The organism is Pseudomonas sp. DE0157 (genome assembly GCF_007678615.1).
Lineage (GTDB): Bacteria > Pseudomonadota > Gammaproteobacteria > Pseudomonadales > Pseudomonadaceae > Aquipseudomonas > Aquipseudomonas parafulva_B.
In genome coordinates, this window is record NZ_VEJN01000001.1 from 363532 (window position 1) to 384384 (window position 20853).

General features: G+C 63.6%; 16 protein-coding genes and 1 riboswitch. Of the genes, 7 read left to right on the forward strand and 9 right to left on the reverse strand.

The annotated features are described in order from the left end of the window. Positions 1-5: 5 nt before the first annotated feature. Together FS777_RS01615 and FS777_RS01620 are read right to left on the reverse strand one after the other, a co-directional pair. Positions 6-392, reverse strand: coding sequence for an MAPEG family protein (locus FS777_RS01615; RefSeq protein ID WP_058638882.1), 387 nt, complete (start codon positions 390-392; stop codon positions 6-8). Between the two features lie 27 nt (positions 393-419). Then, entirely contained in the window at positions 420-1253 is an 834-nt protein-coding gene (locus FS777_RS01620; protein ID WP_058638881.1) for a DMT family transporter, read from the reverse strand. Positions 1254-1495: 242 nt separating this feature from the next. On the opposite strand from FS777_RS01620, the gene FS777_RS01625 reads away from it, so the two are divergent. After that, positions 1496-2731, forward strand: coding sequence for a sodium:proton antiporter (locus tag FS777_RS01625; protein ID WP_058604046.1), 1236 nt, complete (start codon positions 1496-1498; stop codon positions 2729-2731). 34 nt (positions 2732-2765) lie between these two features. Here the strand turns inward: FS777_RS01625 and FS777_RS01630 are convergent, their stop codons facing one another. After that, positions 2766-3167 carry an acyl-CoA thioesterase gene (locus FS777_RS01630; RefSeq protein WP_023533000.1) on the reverse strand — a complete coding sequence of 134 codons (402 nt, stop codon included), beginning with the start codon at positions 3165-3167 and terminating at the stop codon, positions 2766-2768. Positions 3168-3345: 178 nt separating this feature from the next. Beyond that, a riboswitch (S-adenosyl-L-homocysteine riboswitch) is annotated at positions 3346-3442 on the forward strand. Positions 3443-3462: 20 nt separating this feature from the next. On the opposite strand from FS777_RS01630, the gene ahcY reads away from it, so the two are divergent. The 4 genes from ahcY (at position 3463) to FS777_RS01650 (ending at position 8898) form a co-directional block, all read left to right on the forward strand. Beyond that, on the forward strand, positions 3463-4872 hold the full coding sequence (ahcY, locus tag FS777_RS01635) for an adenosylhomocysteinase (protein ID WP_027914022.1): 1410 nt from the start codon (positions 3463-3465) through the stop codon (positions 4870-4872). Between the two features lie 159 nt (positions 4873-5031). Beyond that, the gene (gene metF, locus FS777_RS01640) at positions 5032-5877 is read left to right on the forward strand and encodes a methylenetetrahydrofolate reductase [NAD(P)H] (protein ID WP_145253720.1); all 846 of its coding nucleotides are present in this window, start codon (positions 5032-5034) and stop codon (positions 5875-5877) included. 133 nt (positions 5878-6010) lie between these two features. After that, positions 6011-6799 (forward strand): ABC transporter substrate-binding protein, encoded by a 789-nt coding sequence (locus FS777_RS01645; RefSeq protein ID WP_145253722.1) that lies wholly within the window; start codon positions 6011-6013, stop codon positions 6797-6799. Between the two features lie 218 nt (positions 6800-7017). Further along, complete coding sequence (locus tag FS777_RS01650) at positions 7018-8898, forward strand: DEAD/DEAH box helicase (RefSeq protein ID WP_145253725.1); 1881 nt, start codon at positions 7018-7020, stop codon at positions 8896-8898. A gap of 49 nt (positions 8899-8947) precedes the next feature. Here FS777_RS01650 and FS777_RS01655 read toward each other — a convergent pair whose 3' ends face one another. From FS777_RS01655 to FS777_RS01665, 3 genes are all read right to left on the reverse strand, one after another. Further along, positions 8948-9526 (reverse strand): YceI family protein, encoded by a 579-nt coding sequence (locus FS777_RS01655; RefSeq protein ID WP_058604050.1) that lies wholly within the window; start codon positions 9524-9526, stop codon positions 8948-8950. A gap of 34 nt (positions 9527-9560) precedes the next feature. Then, on the reverse strand, positions 9561-10112 hold the full coding sequence (locus tag FS777_RS01660) for a cytochrome b (protein WP_058638878.1): 552 nt from the start codon (positions 10110-10112) through the stop codon (positions 9561-9563). Between the two features lie 243 nt (positions 10113-10355). Continuing rightward, the gene (locus FS777_RS01665; RefSeq protein ID WP_145253728.1) at positions 10356-12260 is read right to left on the reverse strand and encodes an FAD-dependent oxidoreductase; all 1905 of its coding nucleotides are present in this window, start codon (positions 12258-12260) and stop codon (positions 10356-10358) included. Positions 12261-12466: 206 nt separating this feature from the next. On the opposite strand from FS777_RS01665, the gene FS777_RS01670 reads away from it, so the two are divergent. Together FS777_RS01670 and FS777_RS01675 are read left to right on the forward strand one after the other, a co-directional pair. Further along, on the forward strand, positions 12467-13873 hold the full coding sequence (locus FS777_RS01670; RefSeq protein ID WP_058638876.1) for an adenosylmethionine--8-amino-7-oxononanoate transaminase: 1407 nt from the start codon (positions 12467-12469) through the stop codon (positions 13871-13873). A gap of 102 nt (positions 13874-13975) precedes the next feature. Continuing rightward, on the forward strand, positions 13976-14695 hold the full coding sequence (locus tag FS777_RS01675) for a 16S rRNA (uracil(1498)-N(3))-methyltransferase (protein ID WP_058638875.1): 720 nt from the start codon (positions 13976-13978) through the stop codon (positions 14693-14695). 41 nt (positions 14696-14736) lie between these two features. Here FS777_RS01675 and FS777_RS01680 read toward each other — a convergent pair whose 3' ends face one another. The 3 genes from FS777_RS01680 to FS777_RS01690 form a co-directional block, all read right to left on the reverse strand. Beyond that, positions 14737-15354 carry a hemolysin III family protein gene (locus FS777_RS01680; protein ID WP_058638874.1) on the reverse strand — a complete coding sequence of 206 codons (618 nt, stop codon included), beginning with the start codon at positions 15352-15354 and terminating at the stop codon, positions 14737-14739. Between the two features lie 68 nt (positions 15355-15422). Beyond that, positions 15423-15905 (reverse strand): chemotaxis protein CheW, encoded by a 483-nt coding sequence (locus FS777_RS01685; protein ID WP_058604056.1) that lies wholly within the window; start codon positions 15903-15905, stop codon positions 15423-15425. Continuing rightward, on the reverse strand, positions 15898-20847 hold the full coding sequence (locus FS777_RS01690; RefSeq protein WP_256675143.1) for an Hpt domain-containing protein: 4950 nt from the start codon (positions 20845-20847) through the stop codon (positions 15898-15900). Before FS777_RS01690 ends, FS777_RS01685 begins: the two co-directional genes overlap by 8 nt. Positions 20848-20853: the final 6 nt, after the last annotated feature.

Consider the following 20853-nt stretch of genomic DNA (forward strand, 5'->3'; position numbering starts at 1 on the left):
TGGGGTCAGGCCGAGACCACGAAGAACGCCACGATGATCGCAAGGCCGGCGAACCAGACCAACGAGCGCAGTACCGCCCAGTCGGCGAGGTAGCAGATGATGTAAAGCAGTCGGCTGGTGATGTACATCACCCCCAGCACATCCTGGGTCACCTGTTCGGCATTGCCGACGATGTCTGCCACCAGCACGGCGGCGGCGAATGCCGGAAAGGCTTCGTACCCGTTCTGCTGGGCTGAGTGCGCGCGGCGCGGCAGCCCGGACAGGGTATCGAGGAAGGCGCGCGGGTCATGGTTGTGCTTCAAGCCGAACCGGCCGCTCGCCAGCTTGGCGATCAGCGCACAAAGCGGCGGCAGGATCATTGCGATCAGGATGCACCACAGGGCAACGGTCATGGACAGGGTTCCTCGTTCGTCAGTCGGTCAGAGCTTCATTACCAGCATACCTGCCAGTACCAGCCCGCAAGCTAGGAGTCTTGGCCCGCCGAAAGGTTCTTTGAGGTAGCGCATCCCCAGCAACACCACCAGGATCACGCTCAGCTCGCGCAGCGCCGCTGCCTCGGCCACCGACCCCAGGTGCATCGCCCAGAGCACCAGGGCATAACTGAACAGCACGCACAGCCCAACGGCCAGGCCCAGCCGCCACTGGGTTTTCCAGAACAGCACGAACGGGGCCCGGCGCGCCACCACGGCCAGCGCGGGGAATTGCCAGGCGCTGAGCAACGTCAGCCACACCAGGTAGTCCCAGGGCTTGCCCCACTCGCGCACGGCCTGACCGTCAAACCAGGTATAGCACCCGATGCACAGCCCGATCAGGGCCACTACCGGCAACATCGACCAGGGCAGCCGGTCCCCGCCACCGCCCTGCCACAACAGGCAGGCCATGCCACAGGGAATCAGCAGAATGCCGATGATTTGTTGCTGGCTCAGAGGTTCTCCGGCGAACACCAGGGTTAGCGCCAGCACGACCAGGGGCGACAGCCCACGCATCAGCGGATAGACCAGGCCCAAATCACCCACGCGGTAAGCCTTGATCAGCAGCCAGCGATACAGCTGCTCGGCAAACGCCGAAGCCAGCAACCAGGGCCAGATACCGGCAGGCGGGATGTCCACGAAGGCCACCGCAGGCACCACCAGCGCCAGGGCCACCGTGTCCATGCTCGCAATGACCAGCAGGCGCTCGCCGCTGAATTTGATCAAGGTGTTCCAGGTGGCATGAAGCAAGGCAGCGATCAGCACCAGAGACGTGGCCAACACGCGGTGGGTCCTCAATGGGTTACCGGACGCAGACTATAAGCCCTGGCCAGGTGAACGCGTCAATCACAAGGCGGCCTTGCGTCCCTGTGTTGCAGCCCGCCCACCGCCTTTAGCAGGGCTCGAACGGGAACGTTTACGGCAAATTCGGTCAAACCCTGTGCCCCGAACCCCTCGTCAGGTCATCAAAGAGCTGCCCGAGTCATTCGGGTGACGACTTGGAAGCCACTGTTACAGGAATCGGGATGCTTGAATTAGTTGCCGCGTTTATCTGCCTCACCACCCTGCTCACGTATGTGAACTATCGATTCATCGGCCTGCCCCCTGCGATCGGCGTGATGGTCACGGCCTTGCTGTTTTCGCTCATGCTGCAGGCATTGAGCCTGATCGGCTTTCCGGGCCTGGAAGCCCGCGTCGAAGCCCTGATGAACCAGATCGACTTCAATGACCTGCTGATGCACTGGATGCTGGCGTTCCTGCTGTTCGCCGGTGCCTTGCACGTGAACTTGTCCGACCTGCGCAGCTACCGCTGGCCCATCGGCCTGCTGGCCACCGTGGGCGTGCTGATCGCCACCGTGGTCATCGGCTACCTGTCGCACTGGGTGTTCGCGATGTTCGGCTGGCAGGTGCCGCTGATCTACTGCCTGCTGTTCGGCGCGCTTATCTCCCCGACCGACCCGATTGCAGTGTTGGGCGCCCTGCGTACGGCCAACGCTCCAAAACCCCTGAAGACCACCATCGTCGGCGAGTCGCTGTTCAACGACGGTACTGCCGTTGTGGTCTTCACCGTGCTGCTGGGCATCATCCAGCTCGGTGAAACCCCGAGCATCGCCGACACCGCGCTGCTGTTCGCTCGCGAAGCCATCGGCGGTGTGCTGTTCGGCGGTGTGATCGGCTACGCCACCTACCGCATGATCAAGAGCGTGGAGCAGTATCAGGTCGAGGTCATGCTGACCCTGGCACTGGTGATCGGTGGCTCGGCGATGTGCTACGAGCTGCACGTCTCGGCCCCCATCGCGATGGTGGTGGCGGGCCTGATCATCGGCAACCTAGGCCGCAACCTGGCGATGAACGACATGACCCGTCGCTACATGGACGGTTTCTGGGAGTTGATCGACGACATGCTCAACGCGCTGCTGTTCGCGTTGATCGGCCTCGAACTGCTGTTGCTACCGTTCAACTGGCTGCACATGGCCGCCGGCAGTGTACTGGCGCTGGCCGTGCTGCTGTCGCGCCTGCTGACCGTGGCGCCGGCCATCGTGTTGCTGCGGCGTTGGCGTGCGGTGCCCAAGGGCACGGTGCGGGTGCTGACCTGGGGTGGCCTGCGGGGTGGGGTATCGGTAGCCCTGGCGCTGTCGTTGCCATTGGGTGAAGAGCGTGACCTGCTGCTGTCGATCACCTACATCGTGGTGCTGTCCTCGATCCTGGTCCAGGGCCTGAGCATCGGCAAGGTGGTGCGCAGGGTCAGCGCACAACCCTGAAAGAAGCGGGGCTGCACCCAGCAGCCCCAGACCGTCACTCCACGGCAGAATCGGGGAACTGGTCCTGCACGTACTTGATCTCGGTACGCCCGTGCGGTGCAGGCAGACCGTCCTCGCCCAGGTTCACGAAGACCATGCGTTCGACGGTCAGGATGCTCTTGCGCGTGATCTTGTTGCGCACTTCGCAGCGCAGCGTGATCGAGGTGCGGCCGAACTCGGTGGCCGTGATGCCCAGCTCGATGATGTCGCCTTTGCGCGAGGCACTGACGAAGTTGATTTCCGACATGTACTTGGTCACCACGCGCTGGTTGCCCAGCTGCACGATGGCATAGATGGCCGCTTCCTCGTCGATCCAGCGCAGCAGGCTGCCACCGAACAGCGTGCCGTTGGGGTTGAGGTCTTCGGGTTTAACCCACTTGCGGGTATGGAAGTTCATCGGGACTCCTGAGCATCCTGGCTTGCGTAAAACGATGATGGCAGAGCGGCCAGCGTCACTCCACCCAACATCGACTATCGTCTCGATTAATCGACAGAAAACCTTGGGGATGGTGCCGCACCCGGCTATAATCGTGGCCGTTTTACATGGCCGTCCACAGCGGCGCCATGCCCGCCACCTGTCCGAGGGGCGCTGCAGCAGGCTCGACCTGTCAGGCTCGGATGGGGCGTTGTCCGCTCCCGCGGACGCTCAACGCACAACGGCGCCCATTCGCACACTACGAATGGAGGCTCTGATGAGCGCTGCAAACATGCCTGCTGGTTTTACCGATTTCAAAGTTGCCGACATCTCTCTGGCCGCCTGGGGCCGTCGCGAAACCATCATCGCCGAATCGGAAATGCCTGCGCTGATGGGCCTGCGCCGCAAGTACCAGGCCGAGCAACCGCTCAAGGGTGCCAAGATCCTGGGCTGCATCCACATGACCATCCAGACTGCCGTGCTGATCGAAACCCTGGTCGCCCTGGGTGCCGAAGTGCGCTGGTCGTCGTGCAACATCTTCTCCACCCAGGACCAGGCCGCCGCCTCCATTGCAGCCGCCGGTATCCCGGTCTTCGCCTGGAAGGGTGAAACCGAGCAGGAATACGAATGGTGCCTGGAACAGACCATCCTCAAGGACGGCCAGCCCTGGGATGCCAACATGGTCCTGGATGACGGTGGCGACCTGACCGAGCTGCTGCACAAGAAGTACCCACAGGTGCTCGAGCGCGTCCACGGCGTGACCGAAGAAACCACCACCGGCGTGCACCGCCTGCTGGACATGCTGGCCAAGGGCGAGCTGAAGGTTCCGGCCATCAACGTCAACGACTCGGTCACCAAGAGCAAGAACGACAACAAGTACGGCTGCCGTCACAGCCTGAACGATGCCATCAAGCGCGGTACCGACCACCTGCTGTCGGGCAAGCAGGCCCTGGTGATCGGCTACGGTGACGTGGGCAAGGGCTCGGCTCAGTCGCTGCGTCAGGAAGGCATGATCGTCAAGGTCACCGAAGTCGACCCCATCTGCGCGATGCAGGCCTGCATGGACGGTTTCGAAGTGGTTTCGCCCTTCCTCGATGGCCTGAACGATGGCACCGAGGCCAGTGTCGACAAGGCGCTGCTGGGCAAGATCGACCTGATCGTCACCACCACCGGTAACGTCAACGTCTGCGACGCCAACATGCTCAAGGCCCTGAAAAAGCGTGCCGTTGTCTGCAACATCGGCCACTTCGACAACGAAATCGATACCGCTTTCATGCGCAAGAACTGGGCATGGGAAGAGGTCAAGCCGCAGGTGCACAAGATTCACCGCACTGGTGCTGGCAGCTTCGATCCTCAGAACGACGACTACCTGATCCTGCTGGCCGAAGGCCGCCTGGTCAACCTGGGCAATGCCACTGGCCACCCAAGCCGCATCATGGACGGCTCCTTCGCCAACCAGGTCCTGGCACAGATCTTCCTGTTCGAGCAGAAGTACGCCGACCTGTCGGCCGAGAAGAAAGCCGAGCGCCTGACGGTCGAAGTGCTGCCCAAGAAGCTCGACGAAGAAGTAGCCCTGGAAATGGTCCGCGGTTTTGGCGGCGTGGTTACCCAGTTGACCAAGCAGCAGGCCGACTACATCGGCGTAACCGTTGAAGGCCCGTTCAAGCCTGACGCTTACCGTTACTGATTGGCACACTTCAAGCGCCAGGCAGTGCCAGACCGTGGCATTGCCGCTTGGAGTACACGCCTGAAAGAAACGTGAACGATGCCAGGCCAGGTCGGCCATCACCGACCTGGCTTCTACTTGCAGCTTGCAGCTTTGGGCTTGCTGTTAGAGGAACGAGTGATGTCACAGGAACGCCGCTACAGTTTCGAGTTCTTCCCGACCAAAACCGACGCAGGTCATGAAAAGCTGATGGGCGTGGCGCGCCAGTTGGCCGCCTGCAACCCTGATTTCTTCTCCTGCACCTATGGCGCTGGTGGTTCCACCCGCGACCGCACGCTCAACACCGTGTTGCAACTGGAGAGCCAGGTGCAGGTGCCGGCTGCGCCCCACCTCTCGTGCGTGGGCGATACCAAGGCCGAGTTGCGCGCGCTGCTGGCCGAGTACAAGCAAGTCGGCATCAAGCGCATCGTCGCACTGCGCGGTGACTTGCCTTCGGGCATGGGCATGGCCAGTGGCGAGATGCGTTATGCCAGCGACCTGGTCGAGTTCATCCGTCAGGAAACGGGTGACCACTTCCACCTCGAAGTCGCCGCCTACCCCGAGATGCACCCGCAGGCACGCAACTTCGAAGCCGACCTGGCCAATTTCGCGCACAAGGTCAAGGCCGGTGCCGACAGCGCCATCACCCAGTACTTCTTCAACGCCGACAGCTACTTCTACTTCGTCGAGCGGGCCCAGAAGCTGGGCGTGGACATTCCAGTGGTGCCCGGCATCATGCCGATCACCAACTACAGCAAGCTGGCGCGTTTTTCCGACGCCTGTGGCGCCGAAATTCCACGCTGGATTCGCAAACAGCTCGAAGCCTATGCGGACGATACGGCCAGCATCCAGGCCTTCGGGAAAGAAGTCATCACCCGCATGTGCGAGGAGCTGCTGCAAGGCGGCGCACCGAGCCTGCACTTCTATACCTTGAACCAGGCAGAACCGAGCATGGCGATCTGGAACAACCTCCAACCCTCTCGTTGAAGCCTGATGGACCACGTGCTGGTTTCTGACCGGCGCCTGGTTCATTCGCACGTGTCGCAGGCCCCACCTGCGGCGCGCTGCTCCACCCAATCCGGCACTGGTCTTGACCTGGCCGAGCGCGTAATCTCCGGGCATGCCAATCTCCGCCCGTCTGATCTGGATCCTGCTGCTCTTTTGCCTCAGCCCGTTCGCGCTGGGCGAGCGCTTGCGCCTGGTAAGCGATGACTGGGCACCCTATGTCTACGAGCAAAACGGTCAGCCGCGAGGCATCGACTACGAGGTCACGACCGAGGTGCTGCGTCGCCTGGGGTACGAGGTCCAATGGCAATTCATGCCCTTCAAACGTTGCCTGGCGATGATCGAGCAAGGGCAGGCCGACGGCATCATGGATGTCTTCCAGGTCGAGTCCCGCCATCCTTATTTGCTGTATGTCCCAGAACCCATGTCCACGGCCGAGTTGATCCTGTTCCAGACCAAGGCACGCCGGCATGAGGTGTCGAGCCTGGATGACCTGGCCGGCCTGACCGTCGGCACCTCGCCAGGCTACAACTACAGTGCGGCTTTCAATGAGGCTGAGTTCTTCAAGCGCGAAGCGGCGCCGACCCATGAAGCGAACTTCGGCAAGCTGGCGCTGGGGCGTATAGACCTTGCGATCACCGACCGCAGGGTCGGCCTGCATGTCATCCGGCTCATGGGCCTGGAGCAACAGATCGAGGCCTTGCCGCTTGTCGTCAGTCGTCAGCCCCAATACCTGGGCCTGGCCCGCAAGCCCGGGCGCGAGGCACTGGCCCAGGCCTTTGCCGAGGAACTGCGACGCTTCAAGCAGGAACCGGCCTATGCGGCCATCATGGACCATTACACACACGACCCTGAGACCGTTGCGAACGCCGTTGAGCAGCAGGAAAGCAGCACAGCGCGCTAGCTCTGTTATACTCGGGCCTTCCCGCCCGGCTCACGCCCGGACGCTCGGCCTCGCAACAGGCATCCCGATCGGCATCGACGCACTCAGGCGTCAGCCCTCCGTTTCCCGGATGTGCAGTGAACGCCCAGCTGGACCGGACGCGATCGCATCTTGCCGATGCCAGTCGCGCCAGGCAGAACATCCCTACGGGCCCAGCCCACACGAGAACAGGATTGCCCATGTCCTTTGCTTCCCTCGGTCTCTCCGAGGCTCTTGTCCGCGCCATTGAAGCCGCGGGCTATACCCAGCCGACCCCCGTGCAACAGCGGGCAATTCCCGCCGTGTTGCAAGGCCGCGACCTGATGGTCGCCGCACAAACCGGTACCGGTAAGACCGGCGGCTTCGCCCTGCCGATTCTCGAACGTCTGTTCCCGGCCGGTCATCCTGACAAATCCCAGCGCCATGGCCCACGCCAGCCACGCGTCCTGGTACTGACCCCGACCCGCGAACTCGCGGCCCAGGTGCACGACAGCTTCAAGCTGTACGCCCGCGACCTGCCGCTGGTCAGTGCGTGCGTCTTCGGCGGCGTCGGCATGAACCCGCAGGTGCAGGCCATTGCCAAGGGCGTCGACGTCCTGGTTGCCTGCCCTGGCCGCCTGCTCGATCTGGCCGGTCAAGGCAAGGTTGACCTGGCCCATGTAGAAATTCTGGTCCTGGATGAAGCTGACCGCATGCTCGACATGGGCTTCATCCACGACGTCAAGAAAGTGCTGGCCCGCCTGCCGGCCAAACGCCAGAACCTGCTGTTCTCGGCCACGTTCTCCAAAGACATCACCGACCTTGCCGACAAGCTCCTGCACAACCCGGAGCGCATCGAGGTCACCCCGCCCAACACCACCGTCGAGCGCATCGAGCAGCGTGTCTACCGCCTGCCGGCCAGCCACAAGCGTGCTCTGTTGGCGCACCTGATCACCCTGGGTGCGTGGGAGCAAGTGCTGGTCTTCACCCGCACCAAGCACGGCGCCAACCGCCTGGCCGAGTATCTGGAAAAGCACGGCCTGACTGCCGCCGCCATCCACGGCAACAAGAGCCAGAACGCGCGCACCAAGGCCCTGGCTGATTTCAAGGCCAACAACATTCGCGTTCTGGTCGCCACCGACATCGCCGCTCGCGGGCTGGACATCGACCAACTGCCCCACGTCGTCAACTTCGAGCTGCCCAACGTCGAAGAAGACTACGTGCACCGCATTGGCCGTACTGGTCGCGCCGGTCGCTCGGGCGAGGCCATCTCCCTGGTGGCACCTGACGAGGAAAAACTGCTCAAGAGCATCGAGCGTGTGACCCGTCAGAAAATCGCGGACGGCGACCTGATGGGCTTCGATGCCAGCCAGGTCGAGGCCGAGAAGCCCGAAGTACGCGAACGCCAGCAAACCAATGGCCGCGGCGGTCGTGGTCAGCAGGCCCGTGGCGAGGGTGGCAAAGACGCCAACGGTGGCCGCAAGGACAAGGGCAAGGACAAGGGCAAGACCCGCCAGCAGGCTGCGGACAAACCCGCTGACAAGGAAAAGGCCGGCGACAGGCAGCAACAGCCGCGCAAGCCACGTGACAAAAAGCCTCGTCAGCAACAGGCCAGTAACGCTACCCCTCCGATCATGCAGCCCAACCGCGACCCGGAAGAGTTTCTGGATGACGATGTAGACAACTTCGGTAACCGTGCCGACTACGTAAGCCCCTACCAGAATGGCAAGGCACAGGGCCGCAACCGTCGCCCAGCCGGTAATGGCGGTCAACCGCAAGGGGGTACGCCGCGTACCAATGCCGGTGGTCAAGGCCGCAACAACGGTCAACCCCGTACTGGCGGTGGCGAAAAACGCCCGCCTCGCGGCAATAATGGCGGCGCTGCCCGCCGTGACGGCGGCGCACGTGGTGGTCGTCCACCGCGTGACGCCGCCGCCCGCCTGGAACCGGCCGTGGGTAACACGCGCCAGCCCCAGCATCAGCCTGTGATCATCCGCAAGGAATCCAAGCTGGACCGTTATCCGACTCCCGAGCAACTGGACGATCTGCCAAGCCGTCCGCGGGGCGAACGCCCGGCACTGCTGACCCGCAAGGGGTCGTAAACGAAAACGGGGCCGCTAGCGGCCCCGTTTTTCATTCGGCTGGCGTTTATTACTTCTGCTTCACGCCCTCGACGCTGATGTCCAGATCCAGCGTTTGCGAGGTTGGACCTGGGCCTTTGATGCCGAAGTCGTTCAGGTTCAAGGTGGTGGTGGCGTTGAAGCCAGCGCGCTCACCGCCCCACGGGTCCTTGCCCTCACCATTGAAGGTAGCCTTGAACGTCACCGGCTTGGTCACGCCGTGCAGGGTCAGGTCACCGGTCACGTCAGCGGTCTTGTCACCCGTGGACTTGACGCTGGTGGATACGAACTTGGCATCCGGGTACTTCTTCACGTCCAGGAAGTCGGCGCTGGCAATGTGCTTGTCACGCTCGGCGTGGTTCGACCACAGGCTGGCGGTTTTTAGGTCGACGCTGATCTTGCTGGCTTCAGGCTTGGCACTGTCCCAAGTGAAGTTACCGTCAAAGTCCTTGAACGTACCGTGAATGAAGCTGTAGCCCAGGTGGCTGATCTTCCAGTCCACGAAAGCGTGCTGGCCTTCCTTGTCGATCTTGTACTCGGCTGCCATGGCCTGGCCAGCGGAGAACAGAGCAGTACCGAGCGCCAGAGCGGCAAAAGTCTTTTTCAACATCGTTACTTCCTTCCTTTGCGATTGAGGTTGAGCGTCAAGCTTTGCGGCCCAGCATGCGCATGAGGGTCGCGTCACGGTCGATGAAATGGTGCTTGAGTGCGGCCAGGGCGTGCAACCCCGCAAAAACCACCACACCCCACGCCAGCCACAGGTGAATGACACCAGCCAGGTCCGCCTGGTCTGGCAGATTGCTGACCAGGGCGGGCACCTCGAACAGGCCAAACACCGGAATACCTACGCCGTCGGCGGTGGATATCAGGTAACCGGCGATCATTACGGCGAACAATCCCAGGTACAGCGCCAGATGCCCCAGCTTGGCACCCAAGCGGGTGAGCGGGCCATAACTGGCCAGTGCCGGCGGTGGGGGGCTCACAAAGCGCCACAGCACGCGCAACAGCATCACCGCCAGCAGCACCAGACCGATGCTTTTATGCAGGTCCGGGCCGGCCTTGCGCCATGGGTCATAGTAGTCGAGCCCGACCATCCACAGCCCGAGGCCGAAAAGGCTGAAGACGGTCAGCGCCACGCCCCAGTGCATGAAGATGCTGACAGCGCCGTAGCGTGAAGATGAATTGCGCACTTGCATGTTGGCGTTCTTCCCCGTGAAAGCTATGCAAAGACTAGCGTCAAACGTATCGAATAAAAGCGGAAAAACTTGCTTTGGATTATCGACAAATCCGATAGCAAGTTTCGCTACGGCCTATTAAGGAAACGTTAACGCCGATAACGGGCAGCGAGTGCTTCGAGCAACGCGCATGACACAGGGCTCAGTCAAGTGGCTGAGCCCTTCTGACAGGCCTGCCGGGCAGTGCCCGACAGACCTGCAGTATCAGCTCGCCTTGGCCTGGCTATCGGTTGCAGGCTTCTTGGCTGGCGCCGGCTTGGTAGCAGCTTTTTTGCTGTCGGCAGGCTTGTGCGCTGGCTTGTGCACCGGTTTGGCCGCTGGCTTGTGGGCCGGCGCCTGCTTGACCGGGGCAGCCTTGGTGGTTGCCGCCTTAGTGGGCGCTGCCTTGACGACGGGCGCCGGGCTGGCCGGTGCCTGTGCCGGGGCTTGCGCCGCCGGTTGCGCTGCGGGTGGCGCCACAGGGGCTACTTCAGCTGCCTTGGCCGCCGGTTGAGGCGCTGGCGCCGGGGTTTCCTTGGCACCGAACAGGCGAGCGAAGAAGCCTGGTTTTTTCTGGCCCGTCGCATCGGCCGATTGGGTCTCAGGCTTGGCCGGCGCTTGGTCGACTGCCTTGTCCTTGTCGGACGCGCCGCCGCCGAACAGGTTGGTGAAGAAATTGCCCTTGCTCTTGGCCGCTGCCGCGCCTGCAGCGGCGGTCGCTGCCACTGGCACGGCCTTGACCGGGTCGAACGACTTGCCGGCCAGCAGGTCCTGCACTTGGCCGGCAGCCCGTTGACCGCTGCGCAGTGCGCCTTCAAGGGTGCCTGGGTACAAGGCATCGGTGTGCTCACCGGCAAAGGCGATGCGTTGTACCGGGCGCTCCCAAAGGCGCCAGTACTTGCTGATCTGGCCAGGTCCATAGGCCAGGTAGGCACCTCCAGTGCCGGCATCGGCGCTGTAGCGCTTGACTTCATAACCGGTGAAAGCGCCACGGGCCTGAGGGTAGAAGGTATGCAGGCGAATGAGCACCTGGTCGACCATCTGCTTGTCACCAAAGGCCTGCAGCAGGCGGGCGTTGTCGCCGGAAAGGTTGATCACCACGTTGGCACCGCCCTTGAGGGCCGGTTCGATCCACAACATGCCAAGGCCCGTATTGCTGAAGATCTCACCCGACATACGCGCCCGACTTTCCCAGACCGGTTTCTTGAACTTGAGCATCACCTGGTCGCGCCAACCGTAGTTGGTGCCCTTGAGCGCCGCCACATGCTGGTTATCCAGGCCAGGCGTCATCTGGATCTTGGCCAGTGCACGCAGGGGCACGGCCATCACCACGTAATCGGCGCGGTAGCCCACGCTGCCGACTTTCACGGTAACGCCGTCCTTGTCCTGAACGATTGCACTCACCGGCGAGCCGGTCTTGATGGTCTTCAGTTGCTTGACGAACGCCTGCGCCAGCACCGGGCTGCCGCCGGGCAGCCGCGCTGCACGCAGGTCACGGTCGCTCACGTCACGGTAGACGCGGTTCTGCTGGGCGAAATACAGCAGCGACAGGCGCGACGGTTCGTCGTAGCGGCTGCGGATCTGCTGGTTGACCAACTGACGGGCCGTGGCAGGTAACTGCAACTTGTCCAGCCAGGAGGACACGTTGATCTGGTCCAGAGCGAACAGGGTGCTGGTCGCCTGGGGGTTGAGCGGATCGTCGATCGAACGGGCCAGGTCGTCCAGGGTTTTCTCGTAGCGCTTGAGAGCTTCGGCCGTGGCCGGCTGCTTGAGGGCCAGGTCTGCGGCACTGAAGTACTCGCCATCGATCAGGTACCCAGGGGTGCGCACGAATTCGGGCGCCGGCAGCGTGTCGAGCTTGAAGCGATCAACGTACTGGTTGAGTACCGGCTGCGCCTTGGTATTGCCGATCCATTCGCTGGTGGCCAGGCCCGAGCGGCCGCCCATGCCTGCCTTGGCTTCGAGCAGGGTCACCTGCCAGCCCTTGTTCTGCAGCTCATAGGCTGCGGTAAGGCCCGCCATGCCGCCGCCCACGACGATTGCCGTGGGCGTCTTGTCACTCGCCAGCGCGGCACCGCTGGAAACACCAATCAATACCAACGCGCACAGGCGCACCCAAGCAGCAGCCATGTTGGCGAACTCCGAGTCAAAGGTTGCAGAAAAACAGAGAGAGGCGGGATGCCCCGAGAGAGGCGGTAGAATACGTCACCGCTGCCAGGGCTGCCAGTGGAGTGACATCAAGTGGTCTGGCTAAATGACATTTTCTGGCGGGTTGTTCTCACCCGTGCCATTGCTTAGGCTTACGCCCCCACGCCGCCAAGCCAGGAGAAGTGCTCATGGGCCTCAATGATCAGTGGATGCAGCGCGACCTCAAGGTCCTCTGGCACCCCTGCACCCAGATGAAAGACCACGAGCAACTACCGCTGATACCGATCAAGCGCGGTGAAGGGGTGTGGCTCGAGGATTTCGAAGGCCGGCGCTACCTGGATGCTGTGAGCAGCTGGTGGGTAAACGTGTTCGGCCATGCCAACCCGCGTATCAATGAGCGCATCAAGGAGCAGGTCGACCAGCTTGAGCACGTGATTCTGGCAGGCTTCAGCCACCAGCCTGTCATCGAGCTGTCCGAACGCCTGGTGGCCATGACGCCAGCCGGGCTCGACCGGGTGTTCTACGCCGACAATGGCTCGTCCTGCATCGAAGTGGCGCTGAAGATGAGCTTTCACTACTGGCAGAACGTCGGCAAGCCGGACAAGAAGCGGTTCGTCACCCTGACCAACAGCTATCACGGGGAAACCATCGCCGCCATGTCCGTCGGTGACGTCCCGTTGTTCACCGAAACCTACAAGGCGTTGCTGCTCGACACCCTAAAAGTCCCGAGCCCCGATTGCTATCTGCGCCCGGAGGGCGTCAGCTGGGAGGCGCATTCACGCACCCTGTTCCAGGTCATGGAGCAGACCTTGGCCGAGCATCATGCCTCGATCAGCGCGGTCATCATCGAGCCGTTGATCCAGGGCGCCGGCGGCATGCGCATGTACCATCCGGTCTATCTCAAGCTCTTGCGCGAAGCCTGCGATCGCTACGACGTGCACCTGATCCATGACGAGATCGCGGTTGGCTTCGGTCGCACGGGCACCATGTTCGCCTGCGAGCAGGCAGGTATTCGCCCGGACTTCCTGTGCCTGTCCAAGGCCCTGACCGGGGGGTATCTGCCCCTGGCTGCCTGCCTGACCACCGACAAGGTGTACCAGGCGTTCTATGACGACTACCGCACGTTGCGCGCGTTCTTGCATTCGCACAGCTACACCGGCAACCCGCTGGCGTGCGCGGCCGCCTTGGCCACCCTCGACATCTTCGAGCAAGACAACGTGATCGAGGCCAACAAGGCGCTGGCTACGCGCATGGCCAGCGCCACTGCGCATCTGGCCGACCATGCCCACGTGGCCGAGATTCGCCAGACCGGCATGGTCCTGGCCATCGAAATGGTCCAGGACAAGGCCGGCAAGGTGCCCTACCCCTGGCAGGCGCGACGCGGCCTCAAAGTGTTCGAGCATGCCCTGACCCGTGGCGCGCTGCTGCGCCCGCTGGGCAGTGTGGTGTATTTCCTGCCACCGTATATCATCACGCCCGAACAGATCGACTTCCTGGCCGAAGTGGCCAGCGAAGGCATCGACATCGCCACCCGCGACAGCACCCGCGTGACGGTGCCCAGCACCTTCCACCCGGATTTTCGCGATCCGGGCTGATAGCGAGTCAAAGGCCATGCCTGCGACCGCTCCGGAACCTGCGCTGCATGCGTCATGCCGGCGTGGGCCTTCCGGTCGTCCTTACCTTTTCAGAGCTTACCCATGAGACTGTCCCGCTTCTTCATCGACGCCCCCCTGAGCCTTGGCGAACACGACCTGCCCGAGGCACAGGCCCACTACATCGGCCGCGTATTGCGCATGGCGGCGGGTGACCCCGTGCAGCTGTTCGACGGCAGCGGCCAGGAATACCGTGGGCAGTTGCTGGAGGTGGGCAAGAAAGCCGTGCGCGTGAGCCTGGACCAGGCATTCGCTGGCCAAGCCGACTCACCGCTGCAGGTGCACCTGGGCCAAGGGCTGTCGCGGGGCGAGCGTATGGACTGGGCCATCCAGAAAGCCACCGAGCTGGGCGCCAATGAGATCACCCCGATCGTCAGCGAGCGGTGCGAGGTGCGCCTGAAGGACGAGCGCGCCGACAAGCGCCTGGCCCACTGGCGGCAAGTGGCGATCAGCGCCTGCGAACAGTGTGGCCGCTCCAGCCTGCCGATCATCCACCCGCCCATCACCCTGGCTGAGTGGCTGGCCGCCACCCAGGCGCAGCTCAAGCTGGTGTTGCATCCGGTAGCCGAACCGCTGGTCAGCCATGCCAAACCGGCAAGCCTGGCGTTCCTGATTGGCCCAGAAGGCGGCTTGAGCGAACCCGAGGTCGAGCAGGCCAAGGCAGCGGGCTTTCATGCGGCGCGCCTGGGCCCGCGGGTATTGCGCACCGAAACCGCCCCCGTGGTGGCCCTTGCAGTGGCACAACAGCTCTGGGGTGATTTCTAAGCCTTCCCAGGCGCACGGGCGGTGCTCGCAGGCTGGGGTGATCAGCGCACGTAGTGCGACACCGCCACGAAATGCATCAGGCTGCCGGCAATCACGAACAAGTGCCAGATGCCATGCCAGTGACGAAAACGCCGGTCGAATGCGAAAAAGATGATGCCCACGGTGTAGAACACGCCCCCTGCGCCCAGCCAGGCAAAACCGGTGGTACCCAGCGCCTGCAGCAGCGGGTTGACCGCGACCAGCACGATCCAGCCCATCACGGCATAGATCACGATGGACAAGACCCGTGCTTCGGAGCGCGGCTTGATTTCCTGCAGCATGCCCAGTACTGCCAGCCCCCAGACGATGCCGAACAGGCTCCAGCCCCAAGGCCCGCGCAGGCTGATCAGGCAGAAGGGCGTGTAGCTGCCGGCGATCAGCAAATAGATAGAGAGGTGATCGAGCTTGCGCATGATCACCTTCGCCCGTCCGCGCGTGCTGTGATACAGCGTCGAAATGCTGTACAGCAGCAACAGCGTGCCGCCGTAGATGGAGAAACTGACGATCTTCCAGGGGTCCCCCTGCAAGGCGGCCCCGATGATCAGCCAGAGGGCACCGAGGCCTGCCAGCAACGCACCCACCAAGTGGGTCCAGGCATTGAAGCGTTCACCGTAATACATGCCCTTAAAGACCTTTCGAAACCCATCTAGTTTCAGCCACGACAATCGACGCACGGCGACCGTACGCTCTAACCCGACGCTTGCAGCCTGCCGCTGCGTTGCGCGTCCCTGACCAGGCGCTCGAGCCCCACCAGGTCAGGTACGCGCGCCACCTGCTCCCCTACCTGGACAGCGGCCAACTCAAGGGGTGCCAATGCCACGTCGACGTAGTTGAGCTGGCTGTCGAGCTTGCACGAGCGCGGTATGCCTTGCAGCAGCAAGGCCAGGTAACGCAAGCCCGTGTCGCCCAATGCGTTGAGCACTACCACGCGGGCCCGTTCGCCACAGGGCGTATGGCTGTCGCAGGCCGCTTCGAAACCGATCAGGGGCAAGCGCTGCTGGCGCCAGTCGACCCAGCCCAGGTGCCAGGGCAGGTCACCGCGCTGGCACGCCACATTGCGCAGCCCACTGAGTTCGGCCACGGCCACATTGGGCAGCACCAACGTACGGTCGCCCAAGGGCAGCAACAGCCCGGTGAGGCTGCTGCGCTGCCCGGCTATCAGTTCAAGCATGGGACTGGCTCCACTGGAGGATGCTGTGCAGCAATACCGACTCCTGATAAGGCTTGCCGAGGTATTCGTTGACCCCGATGGCCATGGCTCGGTCGCGGTGCTTCTGCCCCGTACGCGAGGTGATCATGATAATGGGCAGGTCCTTGAGGCGGGCGTCCTGGCGAATGCGGGTCGCCACTTCGAAGCCGTCCATGCGCGGCATTTCGATATCCAGCAGCAACACATCGGGCCGGTGCCCTTCCAGCACTGCCATGGCATCCACTCCGTCCTTGGCGGTGATCACGCTCATGCCATGGCGCTCCAACAGCCGGCTGGTGACCTTGCGCACCGTGACCGAGTCATCCACCACCATCACCAGCAAGGTGCGATCCGGGGTTGCTGCCGGCAGCAACCCACGTGGCATGCCTCCAGGCAAACGAGCAAGCCGCCGTTGCTGGCCGCGCAACTGCCCCAGAAGGTCCAGAATCAGCACCACTCGCCCATCCCCCAGCAACGTTGCACCCGAAAGGCCGGCAACGGCCGCGAACTGCGGGCCCAGGCTTTTGACCACGATCTCCCGGCTGGGCGACAAGCTGTCGACCTGGATGGCGAACGACTGCTCCTGCGAGTGCACCAGCAGCAAGGGCAATGGCACGCTCTGGCCCAGCAGCGTGGGACGCGGGGCGCCCTGCACCAGCTCGCCCAGGTAGCGCAGCTGGTACTGATGGCCTGCGTAGGCGTAGCGCGGCGGCTCCTGCTCGTAGCAGGCCGCCAGTTCAGCGGGCGGTACCCGCACGATGCCTTCGATGGTGTTGAGCGGGATCGCGTACTGCTCATCGCCCAGGTGCACCATCAGTGCGCGGTTGATCGACACCGTGAACGGCAGGCGAATCTGGAAACGCGCCCCCTTGCCCTGGGCCGACTCGATGGTCATCGAGCCGCCCAACTGCTTGACCTCTTCGTGGACGACGTCCATGCCCAGGCCCCGCCCTGAGATCTGCGTGATCTTTTCGGCCGTGGAAAAGCCCGGCCTGAGGATGAACTGCAGTATCTCGTGGTCGCTCAGCTGCGCCTGCGGGTCCAGCAGGCCGCGTTTGATGGCCTTGAGCCGGACAGCGTGCAGCGGCACGCCGGCGCCGTCGTCGGTCATCTCGATGACGATGTCCGCCCCCTCGTGCAGCAGGTTCAGGTGGATCGTGCCCTGCTCGGGCTTGCCTGCGGCCAATCGGGCTTTGCGGCTTTCCAGGCCATGGTCGACGGCATTGCGCAACATGTGTTCAAGGGGCGCCACCATGCGTTCGAGCACACTGCGGTCGAGCTCGCCCTCGGCGTTGCCCACCACCAGCTCAACCTGCTTGCCCAGCTCGCTCGCCACCTGCCGCACCACGCGCTGCAAGCGCGGCACCAGGCGTTCGAAGGGCACCATCAACGTTGCCGTCAGGCCTTCCTGCAGTTGGCTGTTGACCCGCGCCTGCTGCTGGAGCAGGCCGTAGGCTTCCTGGGCGCGCTGGGCCATGGTCTCCTTCAGGTCCAGCAGGTCCGAAGCCGACTCGAACAGGGCCCGCGACAACTGCTGCAACTGCGAGTGGCGGTCCATTTCCAGTGGGTCGAAATCTTCATAGACATCGCCTTCGAGCTGCTGGCGGCTGGAGATCCGGCCCTGGGTTTCGATATCCAGGCGTAGCAGCTGGTCACGCATGCGCTCGAGCGTGGTTTCCATTTCGTTGAGCGTGAACTGGGCGTCGTTGACCTGCTGCTCAATGCGTCCACGGATGATCGAATGCTCACCAGCCAGGTTGCCCAGGTCGTCCAGCAATTCGGCATCGACCTTGACCATATCCCCCGGTACGCGCTCAGGGGTTACTGCTGGACCTTCGCTGGCGGCAGTTTCGACCGGGCTGGTGCCGGCCGCGCTGTCGGTCAGCCCGGCGCTGCTGAAGTTGCGGATGTAATCGATCAGCGCCGTGGCAGCGTGCAGCGGTTGCCCCAGGCGCACGGCATCGAGCATGTGCGCCAGGCGGTCGTGGCAGTTCTGCAACAGCGAGAACAAGGCCCCGCTCGGTGGCAGGCGCCCTGCCGCGAGCAACTCGTACAAAAATTCCAGCTCATGGGCTAGGTCACCGATGGGGCCGATTTCGACCATGCGTGCCACCCCTTTGAGGGTGTGCAGGTCGCGCATCAGGTTGTCCACCTCCACCGTGCTGCGTGGGTCGGCCTGCCACCGCGCCAGGGCCGCCGCAGCGCTCTCGACGATGTCCGAGCTTTCTTCGAGAAAGACCTCCATCAGCTCTTCCCCAGCGCTTTCCGGAGCCTGGGACGGCTGTACTGGCGCCGGGTCGAGGGCTACGTCAGGGGTCGGTGTATCGATCAGCTGCACGTCCATGTCCGGGTGCAGCGGTGTGACACTGTCGAGGCCCACGCGCCCGGTGGCATCCGGAGCCAACCCTTGCCCCTGCAGATCGCGCAGACGGGTCACCAGCGCCGTACGCGGGGCTACGTCCTGGCCAGCAGCCAGCTCGTCGAGCATGTCCAGCAGCGCTTCGTGGGCGTGCTGGGCGTGGGTGAAGAACTGCCCATCGGCAGGCAGACTGCCCTCCTCCACGGCACCGTACAGGTCCAGCAACGCTTCGCACACCTCATCGACCTGCCACAGATCGGCTGAATGGGCGGCATGGGCAAGTTCGGTCATGTCATCGAGCAGCGTGTCCAAGGCCCCCCGTTGGGCCGGGTGCCGCTGCCAGTCGGCCAGCAACGTCTCGGCATCCAGCAGACGGTCCATGGCCTGTGACAGGAACGTTGCGACCTGTTGCGGGTCGCGGGCGTTGCCGGTCGAGGCATGCGCATCGCCACCCAGGGCGGCAATACGCGCATCCAGGGCCAACTCAACCTGCTCGATCAACTGGGCCGCGCCGGGCAGGGGGTCGAGCGGGCTGGTGGATAACTGCGCCAGGCCCTGCCCGAACATGGAGGCGGCGGACGTGAGCCAGCGCAGCTCTGTTTCGTCGAGCAGCAGGTCGTGCGCCTTGTACTCACGCACCAGCCGATCGAATACGGTGGCAAGTTCGGCCATGGGCAAGACCCCGGCCATGGCCGCACTGCCCTTGAGGGTGTGCAAGGCCCGCTGCAGGGCGTCGTCCACAGGGACGCCGTGCTGGGCATGTGCCAGGAATGTATCGAGGCTGGCCAGGTGGCCTTGCGCCTCGGAACGGAAGATGTCCAGCAACTGCGGGTCGAGCCCCTGCGCGTTGGCCGCGGCTGGCAAATCGCGCTCGGCAAGGGCATGCAGGCGGCCCACCAATTGCTGTACTGCGCTCACGTGCGGCAGGTGCCCTGCGGCGAAGTCGGCGAGCACCTCGGGCAGTTGCGCGAACGCTTGCTCAAGCGCTATCTGCCCGTCTGCGCCAAGCACGTTGCGGCCGGCAAGCACGCGGTTGAGCAGGTGCTCGGCGGCCCAAGCCAGCTCTGCCAACGCCTGGGCATGCACCAGGCGGGCTGCGCCCTTGAGCGTATGCAACGCCCGGTGCACGTCGATCAGCGCGTCCTGCTGCTGGTGGTCGGCACGCCAGTTCAGCCAGTGCCGCTCAATGTCCTGAAGCAGTGTTTGGGCTTCTTCGATGAATACGCCACGCAACTCGTCCTGAAGGCCGTCCCCGTCCTCCAGGTCGGCATGCTCTTGTGCGGTGGAACAGTGGACGCCCAACGCCCCCAGGCGCTCGCGGGCCATGACGATGAAGCGCTGGGCGTCGGCCAGCGGGTCGGCCACGCGCCATTGCAGGTAGCATTCGCCAGCGCTCAAGGCTTCGGCCAGCAGCGTCAGCTCCTCGGAGGAGGGGTCGGCCTGCGCCTGTTGTACCCAGCCCTGGACAAACGCCGTGCAGCGCGCGAACACCTCGGCAGCTGCCGGCAGCATCAGTATGGCAAGGGCGCCGCGCACCTGCTGGAGCAAACCTGGCAAGGCCTGCAGGTGTTGACGGGGCCAACCCGACTCCAGGCAATCGCCCAACAGGTCCTTGGCTTGCTGCAACACGTTCAGCGACTCTCGCAGCACGACCAGGCGAATCTCGGCGACATCGGCGCCCGGCAGGCCTGCCTCTCCCCCTTCTTCGAGCGGCCCGACCATGCCGTTGAGCGTGGCCTCCACATACAGCAATGCCCCCGCCACATCCATCAACACCGCGTCATCCACGGCCCGATCGCCCTGGGCCAGCCCTTGCAGCGTCATCACTTGATCGATGATGACCCGACGCGGCTGCTGGAAACCCAGCACAGCCAGGGTGTCGGCCACGTGGCGCAGAGGAGCGAGCAACACCTCCAGTTGTTCATTGTGCTGCCGGTCGCTGCGCACGAACTGGTCCAGGCGGTCCTTGATGCGCATGAGGTCGTCACACAATGCCGCCACCACCGACCTTAGCGCATCGCGGCCCTCCCCGGCCTGCAACTGCTCGCGCCAGTTGCCCAGCGACACGTCAAGGTTCGCCAGGTCCTCGGCACCTGCCAGACGCTGGCCTGCACTGCCGAGCAGGCGGCCATGAACCACCGGTTCCGCGCCTCGGCAAGCACGCAGCTGGTTGAGGAGCGGCAACATCACCAGTGGCAGGTCATGGCGAGCGCCGCGCAGACGTTCAAGGTACGAAGGCAACAGCTCCAGGCCCCTGAACAGCGCGCCTAAGCAGTCGCCTCGCGGGGTGACCTTACCGCTGGCCAGGTCGGTCACAAGCATTTCCAGCTCCTGGGCAAGGCGCGTGGCCCCAGGCAACTCCAGCATCACCAGGCAACCGTGTACCTGGTGCAGGTTGTCCGCCACGAAGGTGAGTAGCGACAGGTCTTCAGGCTCGCCGGCAAAGCGTTCCAGCGCCTGGCGCCCCTGCCCCAGGCAATCGAGCAGGGCAGCCTTGGTCCAGGCCAAGCCCACGGTATCGTGGCGGGCAGGGCCAGCAATGGAGCCGGGCATGGGCGTGGACATGGGCAT